Here is a 20,298-nt window from a genome sequence, read left to right as displayed (position 1 = left end):
CTTCAAAGATATAGGAGTAGCTAATGCAACAGATAACGTGGATCAGGAAACTCCCACTAATTCCCAAAATTGCAAAACTCTTTAGAAAAATTAGAGGACAACTTCACCAACTTTCTAAATCAGAATCGGGTAGATTATTACAAGAGAGATTATTAATTTTCACTCTGGTGACAGTACTAGGAGTTGCGGGATGGGTTCAGTATAACTATGTTTCCCTCACTAGTAAGAAGGTGGTTGTGCCAATTACTCCGAACACTGTTTCAGATATTCAAGAAAACCTTGATATTGAAGTCATGCATCATTCTGGTGAAGTTATTTCTGTCGCCTATAGCAACTATAGCGATATATTTGCTAGTGCCAGTGTGAATGGGATTATTAAGCTATGGGAGTTGAATGACTCGAAAAAAACTTACGCTCACAAGCAAACCCTGAATATCGGTGATAAACAAGTTAAGGCTATGGCATTTGGCTCCTATGAGGGTGATACTTCCTATGATGGTTATACTATAGCTGTTGGTAGGGAGGATGGGACAATTGAACTGTGGAATATCTCTTCGGAAGGTGAAGCTCACTCTATGACGCGCCCTCTCACAAGTCAGACAAAGGAAGTGACTTCTATTGCCTTTCACCCCACAACGAAGATCTTAGCTAGTGCCAGTAAGGACAAGACAATTAAGCTGTGGAAGATTGAGGATGGCAAAGAAATTAAAACCCTTAAAAATGATGAAGGTGAGATTAGTTCTGTCGCATTTAACCCTAGGGGAAATATTTTAGCAATTGGTACTGGTAGTACTAATAACGGTAAAATCAAGCTATGGAGTTTGAATCCAGAGAAGCCAGCAGATTTGAAAGACTCCCCTGATCAAACTCTAGAGCATGGCAGTCCAGTTAAATGTATTGCCTTTAACCCAGTAGGGTTTTCCTCTAACCTACTTAAGTATATATTAGGTCAAGATCAGTTAGCTAGTGGTGGTACTGACGGCAACATTAAGCTGTGGACAATCGAGAATAACCTTAAAAAAATGAATACAGATCTGATGAGAAGCCTAGCGCCTCATGATCAAATTTTGTCCCTTGCCTTTAGCGGTGATGGTAAAATTTTAGCCAGTGGGGGTGCAGACGGCACTATCAAGCTCTGGAGCATCTCTAACGGTAAAGAACTTCGTATTCTCAAAAGTCATCCCTACGCTGTTAATTCTCTAGCTTTTAATTCTCTTGAGAGTGATACTCCCGAAAGTGATACTTTAGCCACTGGCAGTTGGGATGAAACTATCAAACTGTGGCAGGTTACTGATAAACTCCGTATCGGTTGGGAATCTCCACCCTTGATCGGCTTTTAATCAACTTTGAAATTAGTGTTATACAAAGAACACTTAATAATTCTTCTCTTTTATCGAAACAATGCAGAATAAACCACAATCCCCACAGATACTATCCCTACTAGAAAAACACTTATCTCTACAAGCAAACGCTGAATCCAATACAGTTTTCTTATTTTTTCAATAGCATTCATGAGGTGTTTAATATCATTGCTTTCTGTCTCAATAATTCGTCGAAAAGACTTAGCAGCTCTAGCTGTAAAACGACTTATGAAGAAATACAAAACTGCATTAAAAATATGAAAACCTTTGTAGAACCATTGAGGATTTTCATCTGGATCGAAAGCAAAGGTTATCATCAAAGGTATCACCAACCAGAGTAAAAATCTGCTAACCCAGAGCATCTTATTTGCTAGCTCTTGAAATAGTAGATTCTGCTGATCATTAAATTCATATTGAGTCCGTTCTAGTACAGTCAGTTGTGATTCATCCATATTTTCTAATTGCATTTTCTTCTTTGTTAAATTGGATGTTAACTAATTTAAAAATATAGTAATTATACCTCTATAAGTGAAAATTAACAATAGCATTAGCCAGATAACGTTCACCTGAGTTCGACAGCTATCAATTCAGTCTATTGGTTGCTCCCCTGCGATGAAAGCGAGTGCCAATTATTTCTCAGAGATTTACTTTTAGTAAAAATTATCAATATTGACTTAGTTATGTGTAATATCATTTTGTCGAGATGTTACACATGGACAGGTTATACTAAAGATCTTTGTGTTTATTGGATAACATGACCAACGCCAAAATTACCTTTGCCAAAGGAATTGGGTTCAGAAAAGAACTGAATCGCAGAGTTGCTGCTTACTTTGAATCTGAAAACATTTCCCCACGAGATAATCCGGCGATGTACCTGAAAACAACTATTCTATTGGGCTGGATTGTGTCGGCTTGGATGTTGGTTGTTTTTGCCCCGTTGTCCGGGTGGATGAGATTAGTAGGTTGTGTATTCCTAGCCTTTGGGATGGCTGGATTTGTCTTTAATGTCGGACATGATGCTAATCATGGAGGTTATTCCAATCATAACTATATCAATCGTGTATTGGGTTTGACTTACGACTTCATGGGACTTTCTAGTTACTTATGGCGATATCGTCATAACGTTTTGCATCATACCTATACCAATATCTCAGGTCATGATGTTGAAATTGATGGGGATGGCTGGTTGAGAATGTATCCTCATCAAGACTATCATTGGTATCACCGTTTTCAGCATCTTTATATTTGGTTCGTCTACTGTTTTGTCCCCCTCTACTGGTCTTATTGCGATGTTGATTTGGTGTTAAGAAAGGGTAAATATCACGAACATAATATCCCAAAACTCAACCGTTTAGAAAAGATAACCCTGTTCGGATTTAAGCTCGTGTGGGTTGGCTATGTCATTGGTATCCCGTTAGCCATTGGCTTTACCCCATTACAGGTACTCCTAGGAGTTTTAGTTACCTTTATGACTTACGGGTTGGTCATCAATGTCGTCTTTATGATGGCTCATGTGGTAGATTCAGCCGAGTTTTTAACTCCTACGACTCAAACAGAAAGAATTGAGGATGAATGGGCGATTTGGCAAGTCCGAAGCACTGTTGACTTTGCTCCAACCAATCAGTTTATCAACTGGTATGTTGGGGGGTTAAATTACCAAGTTATTCACCATCTTTTTCCCCAGGTTTGTCATATTCATTACCCAAAAATGGCAAAAGTTGTGGCAGAGGTTTGCCAAGAATTTGGGGTGGAGTACAAGGTATACGGAACCTTTGCAGACGTACTTAGTGCGAACTATTACTGGTTGAAAACCTTGGGACGTGCGCCTGAGCCGGTTAAGCTGGCTAGAAGCTAGCACTGATGTAGAGACGCGATATATCGCGTCTCTACACGTTTAGATGAGAGGCTTAAGGCGAATGTCACTGAAATAAGTTCCATTGGTTAGCTTTGTAGGTTGGGTTTCGACTTCGCTCAACCCAACACAAGGATGGATTTGTTGGGTTTCGCTATCTCTTAACCCAACCTACGGTTTCCTTAAGTCAGTGCCATTCGGCTCAAGGCTCGACCCTATACTCAGACGGAATCGCTTCTGCCTTCCCTGCTTCAACCAATGCTTGATAAATCAAAGCGGCAACCTCTGCGCGAGTGGCATCCTGATTCGGATTGAGGGACTGAGCATTGGGGTAATTAATAACAATCCCTGCATCTGTGGCAGCCGCAACCTTTTGGGTGGCGTAGTTCGGAATTTGCTCGGCATCTTGGTAGGCTTGCAGTACTTCCGGAACCGATGAAGGAGTTTCTAAGCCCAATCCACTTGCTAGGGCTACTAAAACTTGCACTTTAGGAATTGGTTGCTCCGGTCGAAAGGTTTTATCAGGATACCCTCGTAAAAAGTTAGTTTTGGTTGTTTCTTGAATAGCCGACCATCCCCAAAAATCAGATGTTATATCCTGAAAGTTTGGGGTCTGCAAGGTTGGTTCTTGGTCGAATGCTTTCCTCAATAAGGCAGCAAATTCTGCCCGATTGATCGTGCTGTTGGGTCTGAAGGTGCCATCAGTATAGCCACTCATGATATCCCGCCTCACCAAAGCAGCAATGTAGGAACTCGCCCAAAACTCTTCGGGCACATCTGTAAAGTTTACGGTTTCAGCCGGCGTCTCAGTGGGTGTTGCTGGTGTTTCTGCACGAGGAGTTAAGGGAACGGGAACGAGGGGGAGTATTCTCGCTTGTTCGGGTTCTTCTGTAGGTAAAGGCTGCTCAGGCGGTAATAGGGTGGAAGGAGATGCAGGTGTTTGGCGCACCCTTACCCTTGGTTGGCGAACAGGTGTTTCTTCGGGTAAGGGTAAGGGAGTTGCCTCTTTTACTGCCTCTGATGTGCTATCAGGAGCTGATCCTATCCATCGTCTCAAGTTAAAGCCCCTATCCCTGTACATTAACGTCCCAATCAGGATAGTACCGATAGTGGTGAAGGCAACAATTATAGCGATCCATTCATCAAGCCCGAGTCGAGATGAGTTGGGATCGGACGGCGGTAAATTTCTCATTTGCACCTCACCTTACTAGCAATGATGCTCTCTCAACTGCATCCAGAATCGGAGAACGTTGAGTATTGGATGGCTCCAGTACTCTTTGTTGCTTTCTCCTCAATCCTTAAATTTTCCCGTTAGACGCAGAGAGTCGAGCTTTACGTTCTTCTGGTTTTAGTTTAGCGGCAAAGTGCTTCTCTACTAACATCGACATCTTGTTAGGGTCAACTCGGGTATAACGAGCTTTGTCTGGCATTACGACCATACACGGTCCTTGCTTGCACTGTTTCATGCAACCCGTTTCCTTAATAGCCACTTGATCGTCTAAGCCACGATCACGCAACGCTCCAGTGGCAGCTTGACAAACCTCAGCCGCACCTCGCTTGCGACAAGAGGATTTTTGACAAACCATAATACTGGCTTTAGTTCTAGGAGCTACACCGGGAGGGGGTAAGACTGGCGGTTGTTCATGCCGCTGTGGGGAAGTCTTAAGTTTCACACGTTGAGCTTTTAGCTTCAGTTCCCCAGTTTTGGGCTTATACTTCTGCTTGCCAGATATCTCTATCCAATCTCCGGGTTGAAGTACTTCTCGTAATGGACTACGTAGCTCTTTTGAGAGTTTAAGGTAGCGATCGCCTTCAGCGGTGTCAATCCATAGGAGTTTTGGTTTTTCCTCAACTTTTCCTAGAAAACCAACGAACCGCCCTTCCAGAGTGAAAGTTGAGACTTTGGCTTCCTTATACGATTTACCCACGCCTTTCCTCCTGCGTATCTACACTTTAACAATAACTCTAATTGACAAAGAGTTGCATCTATCGGAGTTCGTAAAAGTCTACAGGGGCGGGAATCATGCTTTTTGTAATTGTCTGGTTTTACTTCTCGGTCGCTTTGATAGGCAGTTTCGCTATGGCTTCGAGTTGTTGTTCTACCCCTTTTAGTCGTTGTTTGAGTGCGGGTAATCCTTCCATTGTCAGGGAATAGCGGCAGGAGCGATCGCGAATTTCATTTAACTTGCGCTGTAGCTGTTCGGCTAGATTCAGCGCTTCTTGACTGAGCCGTTCCAACTTTTGGCGTTGATAAAATTTCAAGGCAACACCCCGCAGCACCTGAAGCGTTGCCTCTTCGCCGTAAGTACCCGGCATGACTCGCAAACGCAGTAATAGGCATTCTTGTCGGTAAACTCTTTCAATTTCTACCTGTTGGGGCTGGTTCACGGGCAGCAGAGGGAAGGTAACAACCTGCTTGAGTTCGATAATGACGCTTTCAAAGACTGACAAGCTCAATCTTTCTAAGATGGATTGTAAAACACCATCTTGACTCCAAAGGATACGACCAGCATCTGACTGTCGCTCGAAATAAAGCCGCCCAATGCCACGCTCTAAAACTCGACCTAACAACTCTTGCAATAGCTCCTGAGGGGCTAGGGTGGCGATAAATTCAATGGGATGATCCCGATAAAGAGCTTCTACCTCTAGGGGTGCTGGACTCTCACCTAAGGGTAACGGTTTCGAGAAGGGGGGTGCTTTATCGGCTGGTGTGTCCTGGCTGCTTGAATGGGAGGAAACGAACGGCAAGTTCTTTGGCAATGGCAGTGGTGGCTTTGGTATGGCAGTCGAGGGTGTTGTGGTGTTGGATGAACTGGGGGGGGGATTTAAATTTTCGTCTGCTAGGGATGGCTCCTCTAAAATAAAAGTCGGTTGTTCAGACCGAGGCGTATTATTTTTGGGATTTTTTTTTAGGGAGGGTGACTCTTCAGCAGAGGACGTGGTGTGGACGTGATTTAAGTACGCCGAAAGCATCGACTGATGAGTCTTTGCCGCAATCCGTTCGGTCTTGAATGAGCAGTGTAGGTAAGCTAAGATGTGACGCACGTAGTCGAGGGCAGAGGCGTCTTGAGGATCTACTATACCCAACTTGAGGTATTTGCCTTCCAGAGCTAAGGGCAGAAATTGATAGTACAAGCAAGCTTCAAACGGCAAAATTGTGTCAATCAACCGAAACATTTGCTCAGTATCCACCTCACTGAGCTCGGATGCTTGTGAGGGAGAGGGCGTAGACTGAGCAGAGGTGTCGGCTCGTTCGGGGTCCCTGGGCGAGGGCAACATAGAAATTTCTCCAACCTGAGTATCGACTGATCGAGATGCCCCAGGAGTCTAATGGCTTGAATTTTTCAGTTCGGGAAAAGAGATGAACTCTTAACTCCCCTTTACTTAATTTTGAGTGACAGCTCCGGGGAGAGCAACTGAAAAGTTACCTGACCATCCAGCCCCGGTTTATGACGATCCGCGTATCGCTTGAGCTTCCAAATACAGTTTGCTCCATTCGCCCACTGCTTGGTTGTATTTCAAGTTTAAGTCTTTGGCGATGGATTCCAATGCTCTACCGGTTTTCAACTGTTCGATTAATTGCTGCTGCTGGGGGGTGAGGTTTTGCCAGTATTCCTGCCACTGCATCGGGGTTAGCCCCAAATTATGCTCGTGTAAGGAGATTTCTAGCCAAGTCGTCACTAATTCCGGTTTGGCTTTAATCGAAAAAATCCGAATGGCATGGTAGCTGATTTTTTCTCGCAATCGATAGACTTTCTGGATCGGCAACCCTAAGGCGCTAGCGATCGCTTCTTGGGACTGCCCTTGGAGATAAAGCCGCAGCCATTGGGCAGCTTCAGAACCCAAGTTTTCTTCCAGATAGGCTTCAAACTCCCGCCGTACAGACACGCGCAATGTCTGTTGCTCCTCCCAGATTTGGGCATCTTGATAATCGGCAATGGCTTGGCGATCTAAGAGGCTAACAGAGGTTTCCACATCCTCTGGGGTAACAGACTCTGAAACCAGCCGTACCATCTCACCTTCAGGAACGTGAGTCATACCCCCCCGTCCTGATCGTCGCAGATAGTTGACAAATCGATAGACAAGCAGAGGCTGGTTGCGAATCGGGCGCAAACAATACTCCTCAATTGTCGTGAGCAAGAGGGAATTGCGCAGGTGGGTATCTGAAGTACATTGGGCAATCCGGGCGATTTGCTTTTGAATATAGCGATCGCTGTTTAATAATTCCTGAATGACTTCTTGCAGAACATCGACAACTGCACGCTGGCGATCGCGACTCAGGGACACCCAAGTACGGATTTTGTTGCGCAATATCACCAAACTCCCTAGCCTCGTTGTTAGATTACGGTAGGCTTGTTCTGGACCTACTCCTAGGTAACGCTGTTGTAAAATCCGATAGCGATAATCCATCGCTTGGCGTGCAATCCCTAGCTGGTTGGGTAGGAGAGTGTCATAGCGCTCAACGTTATCTCCCAGCAACCAGCGGGTAATGCTGTTTCGGGTCGCTATACTCTGATGGGGGCAGTCATTCAACAGACGCGATTGCCACTTTTGCTCCAGTTGGTCTGCCACCTTGTCCATGAGATTGCACTCCTCAAACCCCAGTTTGAATGTTTGCATGACAACCCTCTTCCTCTTGCTGCACTGACACTACCGACTATTTCCTATTTGACCATTTCTATCATTGGGAAGAAGCGATCGCTGTCCTATAACCCTTATGACACAGTTAGGCTGGCAGTTTGATGTCTAACACGTCCTAACTGAGATTCCGATCTGAACCCGACGTGTTCTAGATCACAGAAACTAGGGTATTTCCTCACCTCCAGCGATTGTTACATTTTGTAAACTACCGGGAGTAGCAGTTATGCAGTTGCTTATTGACGATCAACTTCACTCTTGCCAATGACCACTGACCCGTGACTGTTAATGATGAAATCCATCCACTCTGAGCCAATTGAGCAACGTCTACAGCAGTTAAAGGAGGAGCAACAACTAATTTTCAACCAGGTGGATAATGCGATCGCCCTGTTTAATTCGTCTCACCAGTTGGTGTTATTCAATCAAAGATTTACCCAAGTTTGGGAGGTTTCAGTCGATTGGTTACAGGAACAACCCCCTTTACAAGACGTTTGGGAGCGGGTTGTTGCCCGAGGCTACTGGTCGGCTGCCCAAGCAGAACATCTTCTTTCGTCCTTACCCACTGCGCCTGCCGAAACCGTTTCGTTCCCCTTGGAACAAGCGGATGGAATCCATCTTAACGTTAAAGTCACGCTCACTTCAGACGGCGGATATTTATTTACATTTCACGATATCACCGCCAAAGCACAAGCCCAACGGGAGGCTATCTTAATGCAGACGAGTTTGAATTCTGAAGTCAAGCGTCTGAGATTTTTGCAGGGTTTGACAGAACGACTGCAACCGGCTGGAGAGTTGTGGGAAATTGGTCAATTTGCCCTCACTTACCTGGTACAAACCACAGGAGCAGCCTTTGGGGATGTCAAGGTGATCGCAGGTGAAGGAAAAGAGGCTCGTGCGGGTGTAGTCACCAATAAAGTTTCTACTCAGTTCATTGCCACCTATGGCACGATGGCAGTGAGCGAGATGGAAGCCGTTCTCAAGCAAGGAATTCCCTACGGACAGGGGTTGCTCTGGCAGGTTGTGGAAACCGGAGAACCCTTATTTGTTGAAGATTATAAAAACCACCCTCAGGCAGTCGCCGCCTTTCGTCACGCGGGTGTCTCTCAATTAGGAATCTTTCCTATTCCCGGTGCAACGGGCAAGATTATCGGTGTCTTAACGTTGGAATCCCGAGATGGGAAAACCCTTCAGGAACTTCCCCAACAAGATATGCTATTAGCTGCTTGTCGCACCCTAGGCGTTGCCATCGAACGCGCCCAAGCTCAGGAACGGCTACGTCAAGCGAATGAAGATTTAGAACGAGCGTCTCAGCTCAAATCCGAATTTTTGGCATCGATGTCCCATGAACTGCGTACCCCCCTGAACAGCATTCTGGGTTTTTCTGACTTGCTACAGCGGCAAACGGGCGGTTCGATGACATCTCGCCAACTGAGTCACGTTCAGGCGATTAAGAGCAGTGGCGAACACCTACTGGCACTCATTAACGATATTCTCGATTTGTCGAAGATTGAAGCGGGTAAAGTTGACTTAGAACTAACACCCGTCTCTATTCCAGCCTTGTGCAACCACTGTCTGAAAATGATTCAGCCCCGTGCTGACAAAAAACGGCTGGCACTATTACTAGAACTTGATTATCGGTTGCAAGAGGTATTTTTAGATGAGCGTCGCGTTCGTCAAATCTTGGTGAATCTTCTCTCCAATGCCGTCAAGTTTACACCAGAGGCAGGAACGGTTAAACTTACGGGACGGCTAGCATACGGTTGCGAACTGCAACAGGCATTTCGTCCGGATCACAGTCCAGTCAATTGCAGTACTCCATACCTATGCCTGGAGATCATAGACAGTGGCATCGGCATTCCTGATAACAAGCTAAACTTGCTGTTTCGACCGTTCCAACAGGTAGATTCTTCCCTAACCAGGCGGCATGAAGGCACTGGTTTGGGTTTGGCTCTTACAAAGCGGCTGGCAGAACTTCACGGCGGTACTGTTTCTGTGGAATCGAAAGAAAACCAGGGGAGTACCTTTCGCGTCTGGTTGCCCCTGACAGAAATGCGATCAAGTCTAGCGGCAAAGAATACGGTATCTGATTCTGAATCGTCAAGACGTTCCTTTCTCAAGAATGAATTACCCGTCGGAGACTCTAAACGCATCTTAGTCGTTGAAGATCAACCGTTGAACCAAGCGCTCATTTTGGAGGTACTGGAACTGGAAGGGCATTTGGTAGAACTACTCTACGATGGTCAAACTATGTTGGAGACGCTACACTCTCCTCTAGTCAAACCGCAGTCGCTGCCGCATTTGATTTTAATGGATATTCAACTTCCTCAGGTCGATGGCTTTGAATTGATTCGCCAACTGAAAGCTCATCCAACCTGGCAGAATGTACCTGTGATTGCACTGACGGCGATGGCTATGGCAGGCGATCGCGATCGCTGTCTGGAAGCGGGTGCTGATGACTACTTGAGTAAGCCGTTAGACTTAGAAAAAGTAATTACTACCGTGCGATCGTGGCTCGATACTTCAACTGAGGCTCCTAGAATCACGAACTGAGTACTTTAGCTCTTATTTTTTGTTTAAGTTCGGTTAGCCTGCACTTTAATTCAGGGCGGATTTTGCCAAGGCAACTTGACAAGGCAACTTGACAAGCCATGTGGCAGATGGTAGATTGTCACGCCTACCCCCACGAAACGACTTGAGAGCGGATAGAACAGAGAGTAGACAGTTGTGTATGTCATACTCAACCGACTAGACAAACTTAGTCATCAGTGGTAATAGGAGGGTCAAAATCTATGCTGAGGTTATTTAGAAGTCCAGCTTTCATCGGTTTGCTAGCAGCCCTGAGTGCTACGCCAGTGTTAGCCCGAGATGCAAATTTTGGGCAAGTGACGCTATCACCGGGTTTCCCCAGAGGGGCAGGGATGGTAGCAGGCAATACAGGGGGTTCTTATTCCTTGCCGTCCCTAGTCAACCGCGATCGCAATAATACCCCATGTCTCGGTTATGGTGACGAAACCCCCGATCATATTATGGTCTTGCAGGACGACTTCTCCCAGCTCAACATCAGAGTTGATAGTGGTGGAAAAGATACAACCTTAGTGATTAAAGGACCCGATAATTTTGCACTCTGTGGCGATGATACGGGTTCAAGCAAAGATGCTAGCGTAGAAGCATCGAATTTGAAACCAGGAGAGTACAGCATTTGGGTGGGTTCCCTAGAACCCAATAAAAACTGGCAATACACTCTCCGTGTCCAAGAGTAACGAGGAACGATAAGATAGTCAGTGAGTTGTTTACCGTTCATTGGGTAACTCGCCTGTGCTATCTACCTTTATTACTGATTTCCGCATCATCTTCGAGCGCGATCCAGCCGCCCGTAACTGGTTGGAAGTTTTATTCTGCTACCCCGGTTTACAGGCACTGCTCTTTCACCGCTTTTCTCATTGGCTCCACAATGTAGGCATTCCTTTCATTCCCCGCTTACTTTCCCAGTTTTCTCGCTTTGTGACGGGTATTGAAATCCATCCCGGTGCCACGATTGGAAAGGGCGTCTTTATTGACCACGGCATGGGTGTTGTCGTCGGAGAGACTGCCATTGTGGGAGACTACTGCCTCATCTATCAAGGCGTCACCCTCGGCGGTACAGGTAAGGAGTGCGGCAAGCGGCACCCAACCCTTGGCGAAAATGCTGTTATTGGTGCTGGTGCCAAAGTTTTAGGTAATATCCAAATCGGCAACAACGTCCGCATCGGTGCTGGGTCAGTTGTGTTGCGCGATGTTCCCTCCGATTGTACGGTAGTGGGCGTTCCCGGTCGGGTTGTCTACCGTTCTGGCGTTAGAGTTAACCCATTAGAACACGCGAGTCTGCCCGATTCAGAAGCAACCGTAATTCGGGCATTAGTAGACCGGATTGAATCACTCGAGCAACAAGTGCAAGATTTATCCAATCAGCAGTCTTCCACCCACTCTCTGGTTCATGCTATCTCTTCAGAATGCGATTCCCTAGAGGCTGCTGCTTTCCCAAGCAAAAGTTGCCGCATTCGAGATAAAGATATTCAGCAATTTTTAGATGGCGCTGGTATTTAGGGGGGAGATGGGGAAGATGGAGAGATGAGTAACACTTCAAAAATTCCCTGTGTCTCCGCGTCCCCATTCCCCACTCCCTATTCCCCATTCCCTCTCTTCTCTACGGATTAACAGCTTGCTTCAACCATTCCCCATTACTCTTTTGGGAATAAAGCCATCGGTCTTGGGGATTGCCGCGCAATTGTAGATGATCAACTTGTATCGGTTTGAGTAATAATAGACAAAAATTCGGTAAGGGTTGTTTTGGGTCTGGTAGGGGTGGCGAAAAACCATCTTGGTCTTCTGTTCTCACTTCTCCTGGATGAGGTTGCCAAGCGAATTGCAAACGAGCTGAGTCAGAAAGGTCTTGCCAAGCAGTTTGACGGGCGTTTTTGAGTTCCGGTTCGGGATAATCTGCTCGGACAAGGGTTAGCTCACCCGCGAGACGAAATTGTTCGCGGCTTTTGGGGAAGTACCAGCAAGCTTCTCCCCAAGACTGGTGTTCGATTTGGTTAACTTTCTGGCTTCGGGCATCGGTGATGATTTTCAGTTGGTTGGTATCGCCGAAAAATCCGCGAAAAACAACGGTACGGTTTGCCGGACGCCCATCTGAGCGAACGGTTGCCAGTTGGAAGTAACGCGCATAAGGTAGGCTGCTGTTTTGGTGAAGGGCGCGAGATAGAAGCGATCGCCAAGGAGTAAGAACCATTGAATTTTAGCTCTTTAAAGCCCTATATTTAGCGCAACCGCTTTAATTTTTCAAGATTTGCCACTACATCTCAATCGAGGAATCGCGTATAGTGAAGGTTTGTCATAATCCAACAGACTTTATCTATGGTTCGAGAACTTGAGCGAAAACACCTCAACGGCGATTTTCCAGAAACAGCACCAGCCGCCAATCCAGTATTTTTCAGAACCTACAGCCGCAGAACAACAACGGGTCGTGAGAGTTGGGCAGAGGTCTGCGATCGCACCAGCCGTGGCTTTGTTGCTGCGGTTTTTTTTGAATCTGCACAGTAACCACCTAGATTTCTATTAGACTAGAGGGTTTTGTCCCGTCAATTACCAGTAGAAAGCCCGAATCCAGCAGAAGATCCAGCCGAACTCAGGCACATAAAGTAGACTTCCATCATTGCATATGTTGGCTTTAATGCCACAGCAGAAACTATATATTGGGTCTTGTGCTGGATTTTGGTCTTCATCAGCCCCTAATCCCAAGATGTATGAAAAATAAAAACATTCTTCAAGACCATAGCGGTCGCGATTTGAGCCATGAAGATCTAAGTCACTGTAATCTAAGAGGTATTAGATTTAATGGCTGCAATTTGAGCCACACTAAGCTAAATGGAGCTAAATTGCAGGAGGCTCAACTATATGGAGCCAACCTAAAAGAAGCTAAGTTATGTGGCACTCAGTTGCCAAATTCCCAATTAAGTGGTGCTGACTTAAGCGGTGCTGACTTAAGCGGTGCTGACTTAAGCGGTGCTGACTTGCGTAGAGCGGATTTGAGGAACGCGAACTTAAGCGGAACCAACTTGAGTAGTGCAAATGTGCAAGGTTCTCAATTTGAAGGTTCTACGGGACTCTCACGAGATACCAGACGTGACCTGAAAAAACGAGGCGCAATCTTTAAGGGTTCAACGTTGGAGTTTCCGAATATCCGATGGTGGATACAGTATGTAATCGTACCGCTCACGATTGCTACTCTAGGGGGGAGTGGCATCGTCATTGTTATCAATGTCCTACAGCTACACAATGAAGATCCTTCACCGCAAATACCTGCACCTGCTACTCAACAATCTCCGACTCCATAGGCTCTATCACCAAAATCCATGCCCTCGTCTCAACAAATGCCTAAGTAACTAAGCAATTAATAGGGATTCCCAAAATTCCAGTGACTAAGGGTTAGACACCTCTGGAGAATAGATCTCTAGAGATGTTTATTATAGTTGTGATCACGGGAACATCTGGTTAATTACTTGATTACAGTTCCCTCTAGACCCCCCACACATTACCTGAAGAAAATTTCAGAGGGCTTACAAACGAATCTCGTGGGAGGTCTGAGAGGGTGATCGCCAAGGAGCAAGAACCATTGAATTTTAGCTCTTTAAAGCCCTATATTTAGCGCAACTGCTTTAATGTTTCAAGATTTGCCACTACATCTCAATCGAGGAATCGCGTATAGTGAAGGTTTGTCATAATCCAACAGACTTTATCTATGGTTCGAGAACTTGAGCGAAAACACCTCAACGGCGATTTTCCAGAAACTGCACCAGCCGCCAATCCAGTATTTTTCAGAACCTACAGCCGCAGAACAACAACGGGTCGTGAGAGTTGGGCAGAGGTCTGCGATCGCACAATTCGCGGCTTGAGCGAACTGGGTAAGCTAACACCGGAAGAAACTGCCCTACTTGACCAAATGATGCGCCAACTTAAAAGTTTACCCTCCGGTCGCTGGATGTGGGTAGGCGGTACAGACTGGATTGAACGCCCAGAAAACTTCTCCGGGGCATACAATTGCACCTCTACCAACGTTGTAGACTGGCGTTCCTTCGGTCTGATGATGGATTTGGCGATGATGGGGTGCGGTACAGGAGCTGTCCTCGAACCGAAATATATCAACCAATTACCCTCCATTCGCAATCGCCTCAATGTAGTGGTGCAAGGTGAGCTTGGCTCAACTCCACCCGAAAACCGTCGTGAAAAAACCGAAGTTAAGATAGAGGGCAATCAAGTCACGATTTATGTAGGAGACTCTCGCCAAGGCTGGGTCAAATCTTATCAAACCCTACTAGAATTATCCACTAACGAGCATTTCTCTGGAGAGGTTCAAGTCTCGGTAGACATTAACGATGTCCGCGCTGCGGGAGAACCGTTAAAAGGTTTTGGGGGTGTTGCTAATCCTGTTAAGTTGCCGGAACTTTATCAGAATTGTGCTGCTATTTTGAATAAAGCCGTAGGGCGGCAATTAAATTCTGTTGAATGTTGCATATTAATTGATGAAGCAGCCGTAGTGGTTGTAGCAGGCAACGTGCGTCGTTCTGCAGGGATGCGTCAGGGTACTAGTAGCGATGAAGTATTTGCTAATGCCAAAGACAATCTATGGCAGCAAAATGAAGCGGGTAACTGGCGCATCGATCCCGAACGCGATGCTCTCAGAATGGCAAATCATACCCGAGTTTTTCACCACAAACCCTCCCTGCAAGATTGTATTGATGCAGTACGCAAGCAATACTACTCTGGAGAAGGTGCAATTCAATGGGCTGGAGAAGCTATAGCTAGAGCCAATTACGATCTGCTACCCACTTTAGAGTTGAAACGTGACTTTTTAAAAGCTTATGAGCAAAAAAATGCTAAAGAGTGGTTACACCTCCATTATCCTAACCTTCCTACTGATGAGCTAGATCATCGGTTAGCTCGTTTAGGTTTAAATCCCTGCGTGACTGGTGATACTTGGGTACATACGGAGTTTGGTCCGCGTCAAGTCAAAGACTTAATCGGTCAGCAACATGGAACCTACGTCAACGGCGAACTCTTTAGCACAACGGCTGAAGGCTTTTTTTACACAGGCGATCGCCCTGTTTTCACCCTATCAACAAAAGAAGGTTTCTCGCTACGTTTGACCGGAAACCATCAAATTTTACGAGTCAGCGCTCAAACCCAAAAGCATCAATACACCGAATGGGTAGCGGCTGAACATTTGAAACCGGGCGATCGCATTTGCTTGCACAATCACCGAGAAATTCAGCCTTGGCATGGTGTGGGAACCTTTGAAGAAGGGTGGCTACTCGGCAGTCTTGTCGGTGACGGGACTCTAGCGGAAACGGCATGGAAAGACCAGACAATATTGCGATTTTGGGGTTGCTGGTGCCCGGAGTTTACCTCCGGGCAAGGAAGCAACCCGAAGGGTGACTCTCAAACAGAGATAGCTGAGTATGCAATAGCGACTCTCCAGAAAAATGTAAGTTGCGGCGCTAATTTAGGAGGTCACTATCATCGCCAACACAATTTACATCAAGTTGCTTCCAGTGGGCTGGCAAAACTAGCAGCACAGTTCAATATTCATCGCGGTCAAAAAGTAGTTACACCCGAAGTTGAGCAAGCCAGCTATGAGTTTTATCGCGGATTATTACAAGGTTTGTTCGATGCTGATGGTAGCGTGCAAGGAACGCAGAATAAAGGCATTAGTGTGCGTCTAGCCCAAAGTAATCTCGAATTACTGCAAGCTGTTCAGCGGATGCTGCTTCGCTTAGGAATTGTTTCGACGGTTTATCAAAATCGTCGGATGGCAGGCTATCGTTTGATGCCTGATACCAATCGCGATATGGCTCCTTACTTCTGTAAAGCGCAGCACGAATTGGTCATTGCTAACGATAATTTGACCTACTTCCGGGATATCGTTGATTTCCGTCAGCCTGAGAAACACCAAAAGTTAGGCAATTTATTAAATGGATACAAACGTAAGCTCAACCGTGAACGTTTTGTTGTAACAGTTCAGTCTGTTTCACCTGGTAGTATCGAATCCGTTTACGATTGCACGGTTCCTGGTCCATCTCGCTTCGATGCGAATGGCATTGTGGCGCACAACTGCGGTGAAATTATTGGCTCAGATTTTCATTGCAATTTAGCAGAAATCCACCTCAACCAAATCGATCCACACAATTACCAAGAACAAGAAAACGCCTTCAGTGCCGGAGCGCTTTCTGTAGCCGCACTGCTCAACCATAAATTTCTTGAGCCTCGCTACCAGTACAGCCGCGAACTTGATCCAATTGTTGGCGTATCCTTTACAGGTTTATTTGACTTTTTTGTTAATGCCTTTGGCGTTGATTGGTTGCGTTGGTGGGAAGAGGGACGCCCTGAAACTTTACAGGGATTGCAGTTTAAGGAACAGGAGAAAGACTACCTGACTCGTTGGCGAGACATTGTGCATCGAGTCGTGTGGGAGTATTGCGATCGCCAAGGTATCAAACGTCCCAACCGTTGTACAACCGTTCAACCCTCGGGTACAAAATCCCTCCTTACTAGTGCATCTCCCGGATGGCATCCCCCGAAAGCCCAACGGTTTATCCGGCGGATCACCTTCAGAAAAAATGATCCGGTTGCCCTCGCTTGTCTCGACTACGGTTACAACGTCACTCCTTCTCAATCCGATAAGGATGAAAACGGACATCTTTTGAATGATCCCTTTTTAGAGGCTTGTTCAGAATGGCTGGTGGAAATCCCTGTTGCCGTACCTTGGGCGGACTTACCAGGAGCGGATGAGATTGATATCAGCCAGTTTTCGGCGTTAGCACAAATGGACTTTTCGCTGCAAGTTCAGCGCTGGTATGTCACTCACAATACCTCCTCAACTTGGGAATTGCGATCGCATGAAGTCGAACCTTTGGCTCAACGTATCTACGAAGCTATTCAGAATGACGAAGGATACATCTCAGCCGCTCTGTTAGCTCGGTTTGATGATCATCAATCCTTCCCACGTTTGCCCTTTGAGCCCGTCGATAAACTTACCTACGAGCAACTCATGCAAGACGTTCAAGTCCGGCGCAAAACGGAGGATTTTCGTGCAGCACTGAGTAAATATGACTCTGGTGAATTGATAGAGGCAGGTCCATCTGGCTGTGATTCTGACAAATGTATGCTTCCAGAGCAGCAACCCACCTCCTAGCTGAGTTTTCACAAGAAGTCTTGGTAGGGGAGCAGAGGAGCTGGGGAGACAAGGTAGTAATTTTTCTTCCTCATTTTCCTCATCTTCCCCACCTCGATTGAGCCAGAAAAGTAAGACCTCTTGGGAAGTAAAATTGCCGATTGGGTTAACAGACACGCTACGATCCCAGAGTAAGCAGCTCACAGATCCTTCAAAAGCACTAAGGAGATTGTCCGATGTTCCTCGATGAACTAACTCCCGTTTTCAAAGAACTCCTCCAACAGCCTGTGGCTTTTCTTGGTGGATTTTGCTCTGGGGCGTTTCGACTCAATCTCTCGGACGATCCAGTAAAAAGTTGGCTGGAGCAGCAAAGTGGCTCTACTGTCTACCCAACCACTAGTTTTGACAGTGACAACGGCAAAACAGGCGGTCCCCAATCCATTTCGATCGAATAAACCCAATTAACTCTGTACTCAAAGGCACACTGCGAGCGCGGTGTGCCTCTTTGTTGACTGGAAGTATTTCTAATGGATGGTTGTTAGCTTTAGCCTGACTTATCTTTTTTTATGATATAGGGTCTGCTGAATAAGTCGGAGAAACACAACTGATGGATTAAGTAGTTATATAAGACAACAGTAAGCATAAACGTTTATTCTTAAAACGTTCACTTTCAGGTAATTTGAGTAACAAAAAATACATTTTTTTTTCTTTTAGTGGTATATGCGTGTCATGCTGTTTATATCCATGTGATAGCGAATCAAGGAGATAAGAGCTTGAAAAAGATACAAGCCATTATCCGACCCTTAAAACTCGATGAAGTGAAAGTAGCCTTAGTCAATGCAGGAATTGTCGGTATGACAGTTTCAGAGGTAAAGGGGTTCGGGCGGCAGAAAGGGAAGAAAGAACAGTATCGCGGAACAGAGTACGTTGTCGATTTCATTAAAAAAGTCAAGGTAGAAGTTGTGGTTGAGGATTACCTGGTTGAGAGGGTAGTAGACAAAATCATCACCGCTGCTCGCACGGGTGCAGTTGGCGATGGGAAAATTTTCGTGTTACCCATCGAGCAGGTAGTGCGCATTCGGACTGGAGAAAAAAGTCAAGAGGCTATTGGCAATCCCAGTCTGTCAGTGAGCTAGTACAGTATGTTCATGGTTCATTTGCTCAAAAACCGGCCATTCCGGAGGAGGTTTGAGAGGGGGTGATGGGGAGATGTTCCCCCTTGTCCCCTTGTTACGGCTTAGAATGCAACTTGCCATCAGCTATCCTGAACAGCAGTTAAAGTGTCTGCTTTTGGAGTAATGTAGTAACTCGCAATAATTGCCACCATCAACCACCACAGTGTACTGACTTGGGGACGATACCAAACTGTATCAACTAACCCGTGAGTCAGGATTCCAGCCATTGCCGCGATCGCTGCGATTAACCAAAATCCTTGAGGATTGCCTAAATTTCGCAGACGACTCAATTGCTTGATGCCTTGGTTAAAAGTAACTACCAGCAACCACAGAAAGCAGGACAAACCAATGAAACCCGTTTCAACAGCCAGCTCCAAGAAAATTGAATAGGCACTCAGCGCCGTATATTTGGGGTGCTGGTAGAGGGGATAGATTTTGTTGAAAGCATTGTTCCCCGGACCAATACCGATAATAGGGCGATCGCGAATCATATCGATAACCGCTGCCCAAACATTCATCCGGAAGTTATTGCTGCTATCTTCCCGACCTGCAAAAATACTGGCAACGCGATTCCGCACAGGTTCTACAAACACTACCGCCAGAATAACCACTCCAGCACAACTGCCAAGCAGCACCGGCATTGCTAACGGACGCCAACTAAGAGGCAACTGGATACTGTACCAGTAAACCAACAAAACCAAAGCGATAAACAGACACACAACAAACCCAATCCAACCCCCGCGACTGAAGGTTAGGACTAAACAGGCGGAATTCACAACAAACATAGTCACAGCCAACGCTTTCGGAAGCCACCGCTGCCAAGCAAAAACCGCTGCCAAGCTCAATGTCACGGCTGGCAGTAAATAGGCGGCTAATAAATTCGGGTTGCCCAGATAGCTGTAAACTCGTGTCACACCCGCAGAATCCGAGCTTGGGTCAGTCCAAGTTGCCAATGCTTCGGCACCAAAAAACCACTGCCGCAGTCCGTAAATACTGACTATCAGCGAAATATGCAAAAAAATACCAATAATCCAGGAACGAAGGCGGGGCGATCGCAACACCCGTGCCATTAGGGCAAAGAGCAACAAGTAAAGGGTTAGCTTCACCAAACCCGTAGCCGCTGACTCCTTAACGGGAGAAAGGGCGGTTGCTGCTGTTGCAATGCCCCAATACAGCAACACCAATAGATGAATCGGTGTCACCTGCGGGTATGCTGTCTCATCCGACAGAGTTAACAACGCCCAAAAACCACTACTGGCAATTAATAAAATACCAATTAGGCTCGTTGAGACAAAAGGAGCCACAGCAAAGATAAGAGCCACTAATAAAGCTCCCATCGGTTCAGCCCACTGGAGGAGCCAACTGCCCCGACGCCAAGATTGCAGCAATCCCACCAGCCGATACAAATAGCTAGCGGTTCGCCACCGATACAGGTGTAAGGTTGAGAGAGTAAATTGTTGCCACACTGAATTCATAAAGGAGTAGTGTAAAGGCTAATGAAGACTAAGAAATAGATTACAAAATAATCCCCCCTGTTTCAGGGAGGAAAAGGGGCAAGGTTCT

The 20,298-nt window shown here is 46.1% G+C and carries 17 protein-coding genes; 10 read left to right on the top strand and 7 right to left on the bottom strand.

What is annotated here, in order from left to right; genetic code table 11:
* Positions 1–23 precede the first annotated feature (23 nt).
* Complete coding sequence (locus IQ257_RS00265; RefSeq protein WP_193872196.1) at positions 24–1,340, top strand: WD40 repeat domain-containing protein; 1,317 nt, start codon at positions 24–26, stop codon at positions 1,338–1,340.
* A gap of 50 nt (positions 1,341–1,390) precedes the next feature.
* On the opposite strand, the gene IQ257_RS00260 is transcribed toward IQ257_RS00265, so the two are convergent.
* Positions 1,391–1,828 (bottom strand): hypothetical protein, encoded by a 438-nt coding sequence (locus tag IQ257_RS00260; RefSeq protein WP_193872194.1) that lies wholly within the window; start codon positions 1,826–1,828, stop codon positions 1,391–1,393.
* Positions 1,829–2,115: 287 nt separating this feature from the next.
* Here IQ257_RS00260 and IQ257_RS00255 point away from each other — a divergent pair, with 287 nt between their 5' ends.
* Positions 2,116–3,216, top strand: a complete 1,101-nt coding sequence (locus tag IQ257_RS00255) for a fatty acid desaturase family protein (protein WP_193872192.1) — start codon at positions 2,116–2,118, stop codon at positions 3,214–3,216.
* Positions 3,217–3,415: 199 nt separating this feature from the next.
* Here IQ257_RS00255 and IQ257_RS00250 read toward each other — a convergent pair whose 3' ends face one another.
* The 4 genes from IQ257_RS00250 to IQ257_RS00235 all read right to left on the bottom strand — a co-directional run bounded on the left by IQ257_RS00250 (position 3,416) and on the right by IQ257_RS00235 (position 7,833).
* Positions 3,416–4,405, bottom strand: a complete 990-nt coding sequence (locus tag IQ257_RS00250) for an S-layer homology domain-containing protein (protein WP_193872189.1) — start codon at positions 4,403–4,405, stop codon at positions 3,416–3,418.
* A 106-nt stretch (positions 4,406–4,511) separates the two neighbouring features.
* A complete protein-coding gene (locus tag IQ257_RS00245) occupies positions 4,512–5,141 on the bottom strand; it encodes a (2Fe-2S) ferredoxin domain-containing protein (protein ID WP_193872187.1) in 630 nt (209 codons plus the stop codon).
* A 118-nt stretch (positions 5,142–5,259) separates the two neighbouring features.
* Positions 5,260–6,492: a hypothetical protein gene (locus IQ257_RS00240; protein ID WP_193872185.1), complete on the bottom strand. Its 1,233-nt coding sequence runs from the start codon at positions 6,490–6,492 to the stop codon at positions 5,260–5,262.
* Positions 6,493–6,660: 168 nt separating this feature from the next.
* Entirely contained in the window at positions 6,661–7,833 is a 1,173-nt protein-coding gene (locus tag IQ257_RS00235; RefSeq protein ID WP_193872183.1) for a HetZ-related protein 2, read from the bottom strand.
* Between the two features lie 306 nt (positions 7,834–8,139).
* On the opposite strand from IQ257_RS00235, the gene IQ257_RS00230 reads away from it, so the two are divergent.
* From IQ257_RS00230 to cysE, 3 genes are all read left to right on the top strand, one after another.
* A complete protein-coding gene (locus IQ257_RS00230; protein WP_228060299.1) occupies positions 8,140–10,401 on the top strand; it encodes an ATP-binding protein in 2,262 nt (753 codons plus the stop codon).
* A 239-nt stretch (positions 10,402–10,640) separates the two neighbouring features.
* Positions 10,641–11,111 carry a hypothetical protein gene (locus tag IQ257_RS00225; protein WP_193872181.1) on the top strand — a complete coding sequence of 157 codons (471 nt, stop codon included), beginning with the start codon at positions 10,641–10,643 and terminating at the stop codon, positions 11,109–11,111.
* Positions 11,112–11,166: 55 nt separating this feature from the next.
* The gene (gene cysE, locus IQ257_RS00220; RefSeq protein WP_193872179.1) at positions 11,167–11,934 is read left to right on the top strand and encodes a serine O-acetyltransferase; all 768 of its coding nucleotides are present in this window, start codon (positions 11,167–11,169) and stop codon (positions 11,932–11,934) included.
* A gap of 100 nt (positions 11,935–12,034) precedes the next feature.
* On the opposite strand, the gene IQ257_RS00215 is transcribed toward cysE, so the two are convergent.
* Positions 12,035–12,622, bottom strand: a complete 588-nt coding sequence (locus IQ257_RS00215; protein WP_193872177.1) for an Npun_F5749 family FMN-dependent PPOX-type flavoprotein — start codon at positions 12,620–12,622, stop codon at positions 12,035–12,037.
* Positions 12,623–12,747: 125 nt separating this feature from the next.
* Here IQ257_RS00215 and IQ257_RS00210 point away from each other — a divergent pair, with 125 nt between their 5' ends.
* The 5 genes from IQ257_RS00210 (at position 12,748) to IQ257_RS00190 (ending at position 18,696) form a co-directional block, all read left to right on the top strand.
* Positions 12,748–12,933: a hypothetical protein gene (locus IQ257_RS00210; protein ID WP_193872176.1), complete on the top strand. Its 186-nt coding sequence runs from the start codon at positions 12,748–12,750 to the stop codon at positions 12,931–12,933.
* 203 nt (positions 12,934–13,136) lie between these two features.
* Positions 13,137–13,727, top strand: a complete 591-nt coding sequence (locus IQ257_RS30600) for a pentapeptide repeat-containing protein (protein ID WP_193872174.1) — start codon at positions 13,137–13,139, stop codon at positions 13,725–13,727.
* A gap of 404 nt (positions 13,728–14,131) precedes the next feature.
* The gene (gene nrdJ / locus IQ257_RS00200) at positions 14,132–17,581 is read left to right on the top strand and encodes a ribonucleoside-triphosphate reductase, adenosylcobalamin-dependent (protein WP_193872171.1); all 3,450 of its coding nucleotides are present in this window, start codon (positions 14,132–14,134) and stop codon (positions 17,579–17,581) included.
* Positions 17,582–17,796: 215 nt separating this feature from the next.
* Positions 17,797–18,015, top strand: a complete 219-nt coding sequence (locus tag IQ257_RS00195) for a hypothetical protein (protein WP_193872169.1) — start codon at positions 17,797–17,799, stop codon at positions 18,013–18,015.
* Positions 18,016–18,333: 318 nt separating this feature from the next.
* Positions 18,334–18,696, top strand: a complete 363-nt coding sequence (locus tag IQ257_RS00190; RefSeq protein WP_193872167.1) for a P-II family nitrogen regulator — start codon at positions 18,334–18,336, stop codon at positions 18,694–18,696.
* A 119-nt stretch (positions 18,697–18,815) separates the two neighbouring features.
* Here the strand turns inward: IQ257_RS00190 and IQ257_RS00185 are convergent, their stop codons facing one another.
* Complete coding sequence (locus IQ257_RS00185) at positions 18,816–20,210, bottom strand: IctB family putative bicarbonate transporter (RefSeq protein ID WP_193872165.1); 1,395 nt, start codon at positions 20,208–20,210, stop codon at positions 18,816–18,818.
* Between the last annotated feature and the right edge of the window lie 88 nt (positions 20,211–20,298).

Origin of the sequence: Coleofasciculus sp. LEGE 07092, assembly GCF_015207375.1 — a bacterium.
GTDB lineage: Bacteria > Cyanobacteriota > Cyanobacteriia > Cyanobacteriales > Coleofasciculaceae > LEGE-07092.
Note: the sequence above shows the minus strand (reverse complement) of the source record. Positions and strands in the feature narration are given on the sequence as shown.

Bases quoted from the DNA above. Each gene is read 5' to 3' on its own strand.
- IQ257_RS00265 (WP_193872196.1), top strand. From the start codon at position 24: ATGCAACAGATAACGTGGATCAGGAAACTCCCACTAATTCCCAAAATT.
- IQ257_RS00260 (WP_193872194.1), bottom strand. From the start codon at position 1,828: ATGCAATTAGAAAATATGGATGAATCACAACTGACTGTACTAGAACGG.
- IQ257_RS00255 (WP_193872192.1), top strand. From the start codon at position 2,116: ATGACCAACGCCAAAATTACCTTTGCCAAAGGAATTGGGTTCAGAAAA.
- IQ257_RS00250 (WP_193872189.1), bottom strand. From the start codon at position 4,405: ATGAGAAATTTACCGCCGTCCGATCCCAACTCATCTCGACTCGGGCTT.
- IQ257_RS00240 (WP_193872185.1), bottom strand. From the start codon at position 6,492: ATGTTGCCCTCGCCCAGGGACCCCGAACGAGCCGACACCTCTGCTCAG.
- IQ257_RS00235 (WP_193872183.1), bottom strand. From the start codon at position 7,833: ATGCAAACATTCAAACTGGGGTTTGAGGAGTGCAATCTCATGGACAAG.
- IQ257_RS00230 (WP_228060299.1), top strand. From the start codon at position 8,140: ATGATGAAATCCATCCACTCTGAGCCAATTGAGCAACGTCTACAGCAG.
- IQ257_RS00225 (WP_193872181.1), top strand. From the start codon at position 10,641: ATGCTGAGGTTATTTAGAAGTCCAGCTTTCATCGGTTTGCTAGCAGCC.
- IQ257_RS00215 (WP_193872177.1), bottom strand. From the start codon at position 12,622: ATGGTTCTTACTCCTTGGCGATCGCTTCTATCTCGCGCCCTTCACCAA.
- IQ257_RS00210 (WP_193872176.1), top strand. From the start codon at position 12,748: ATGGTTCGAGAACTTGAGCGAAAACACCTCAACGGCGATTTTCCAGAA.
- IQ257_RS30600 (WP_193872174.1), top strand. From the start codon at position 13,137: ATGAAAAATAAAAACATTCTTCAAGACCATAGCGGTCGCGATTTGAGC.
- nrdJ (WP_193872171.1), top strand. From the start codon at position 14,132: ATGGTTCGAGAACTTGAGCGAAAACACCTCAACGGCGATTTTCCAGAA.
- IQ257_RS00195 (WP_193872169.1), top strand. From the start codon at position 17,797: ATGTTCCTCGATGAACTAACTCCCGTTTTCAAAGAACTCCTCCAACAG.
- IQ257_RS00185 (WP_193872165.1), bottom strand. From the start codon at position 20,210: ATGAATTCAGTGTGGCAACAATTTACTCTCTCAACCTTACACCTGTAT.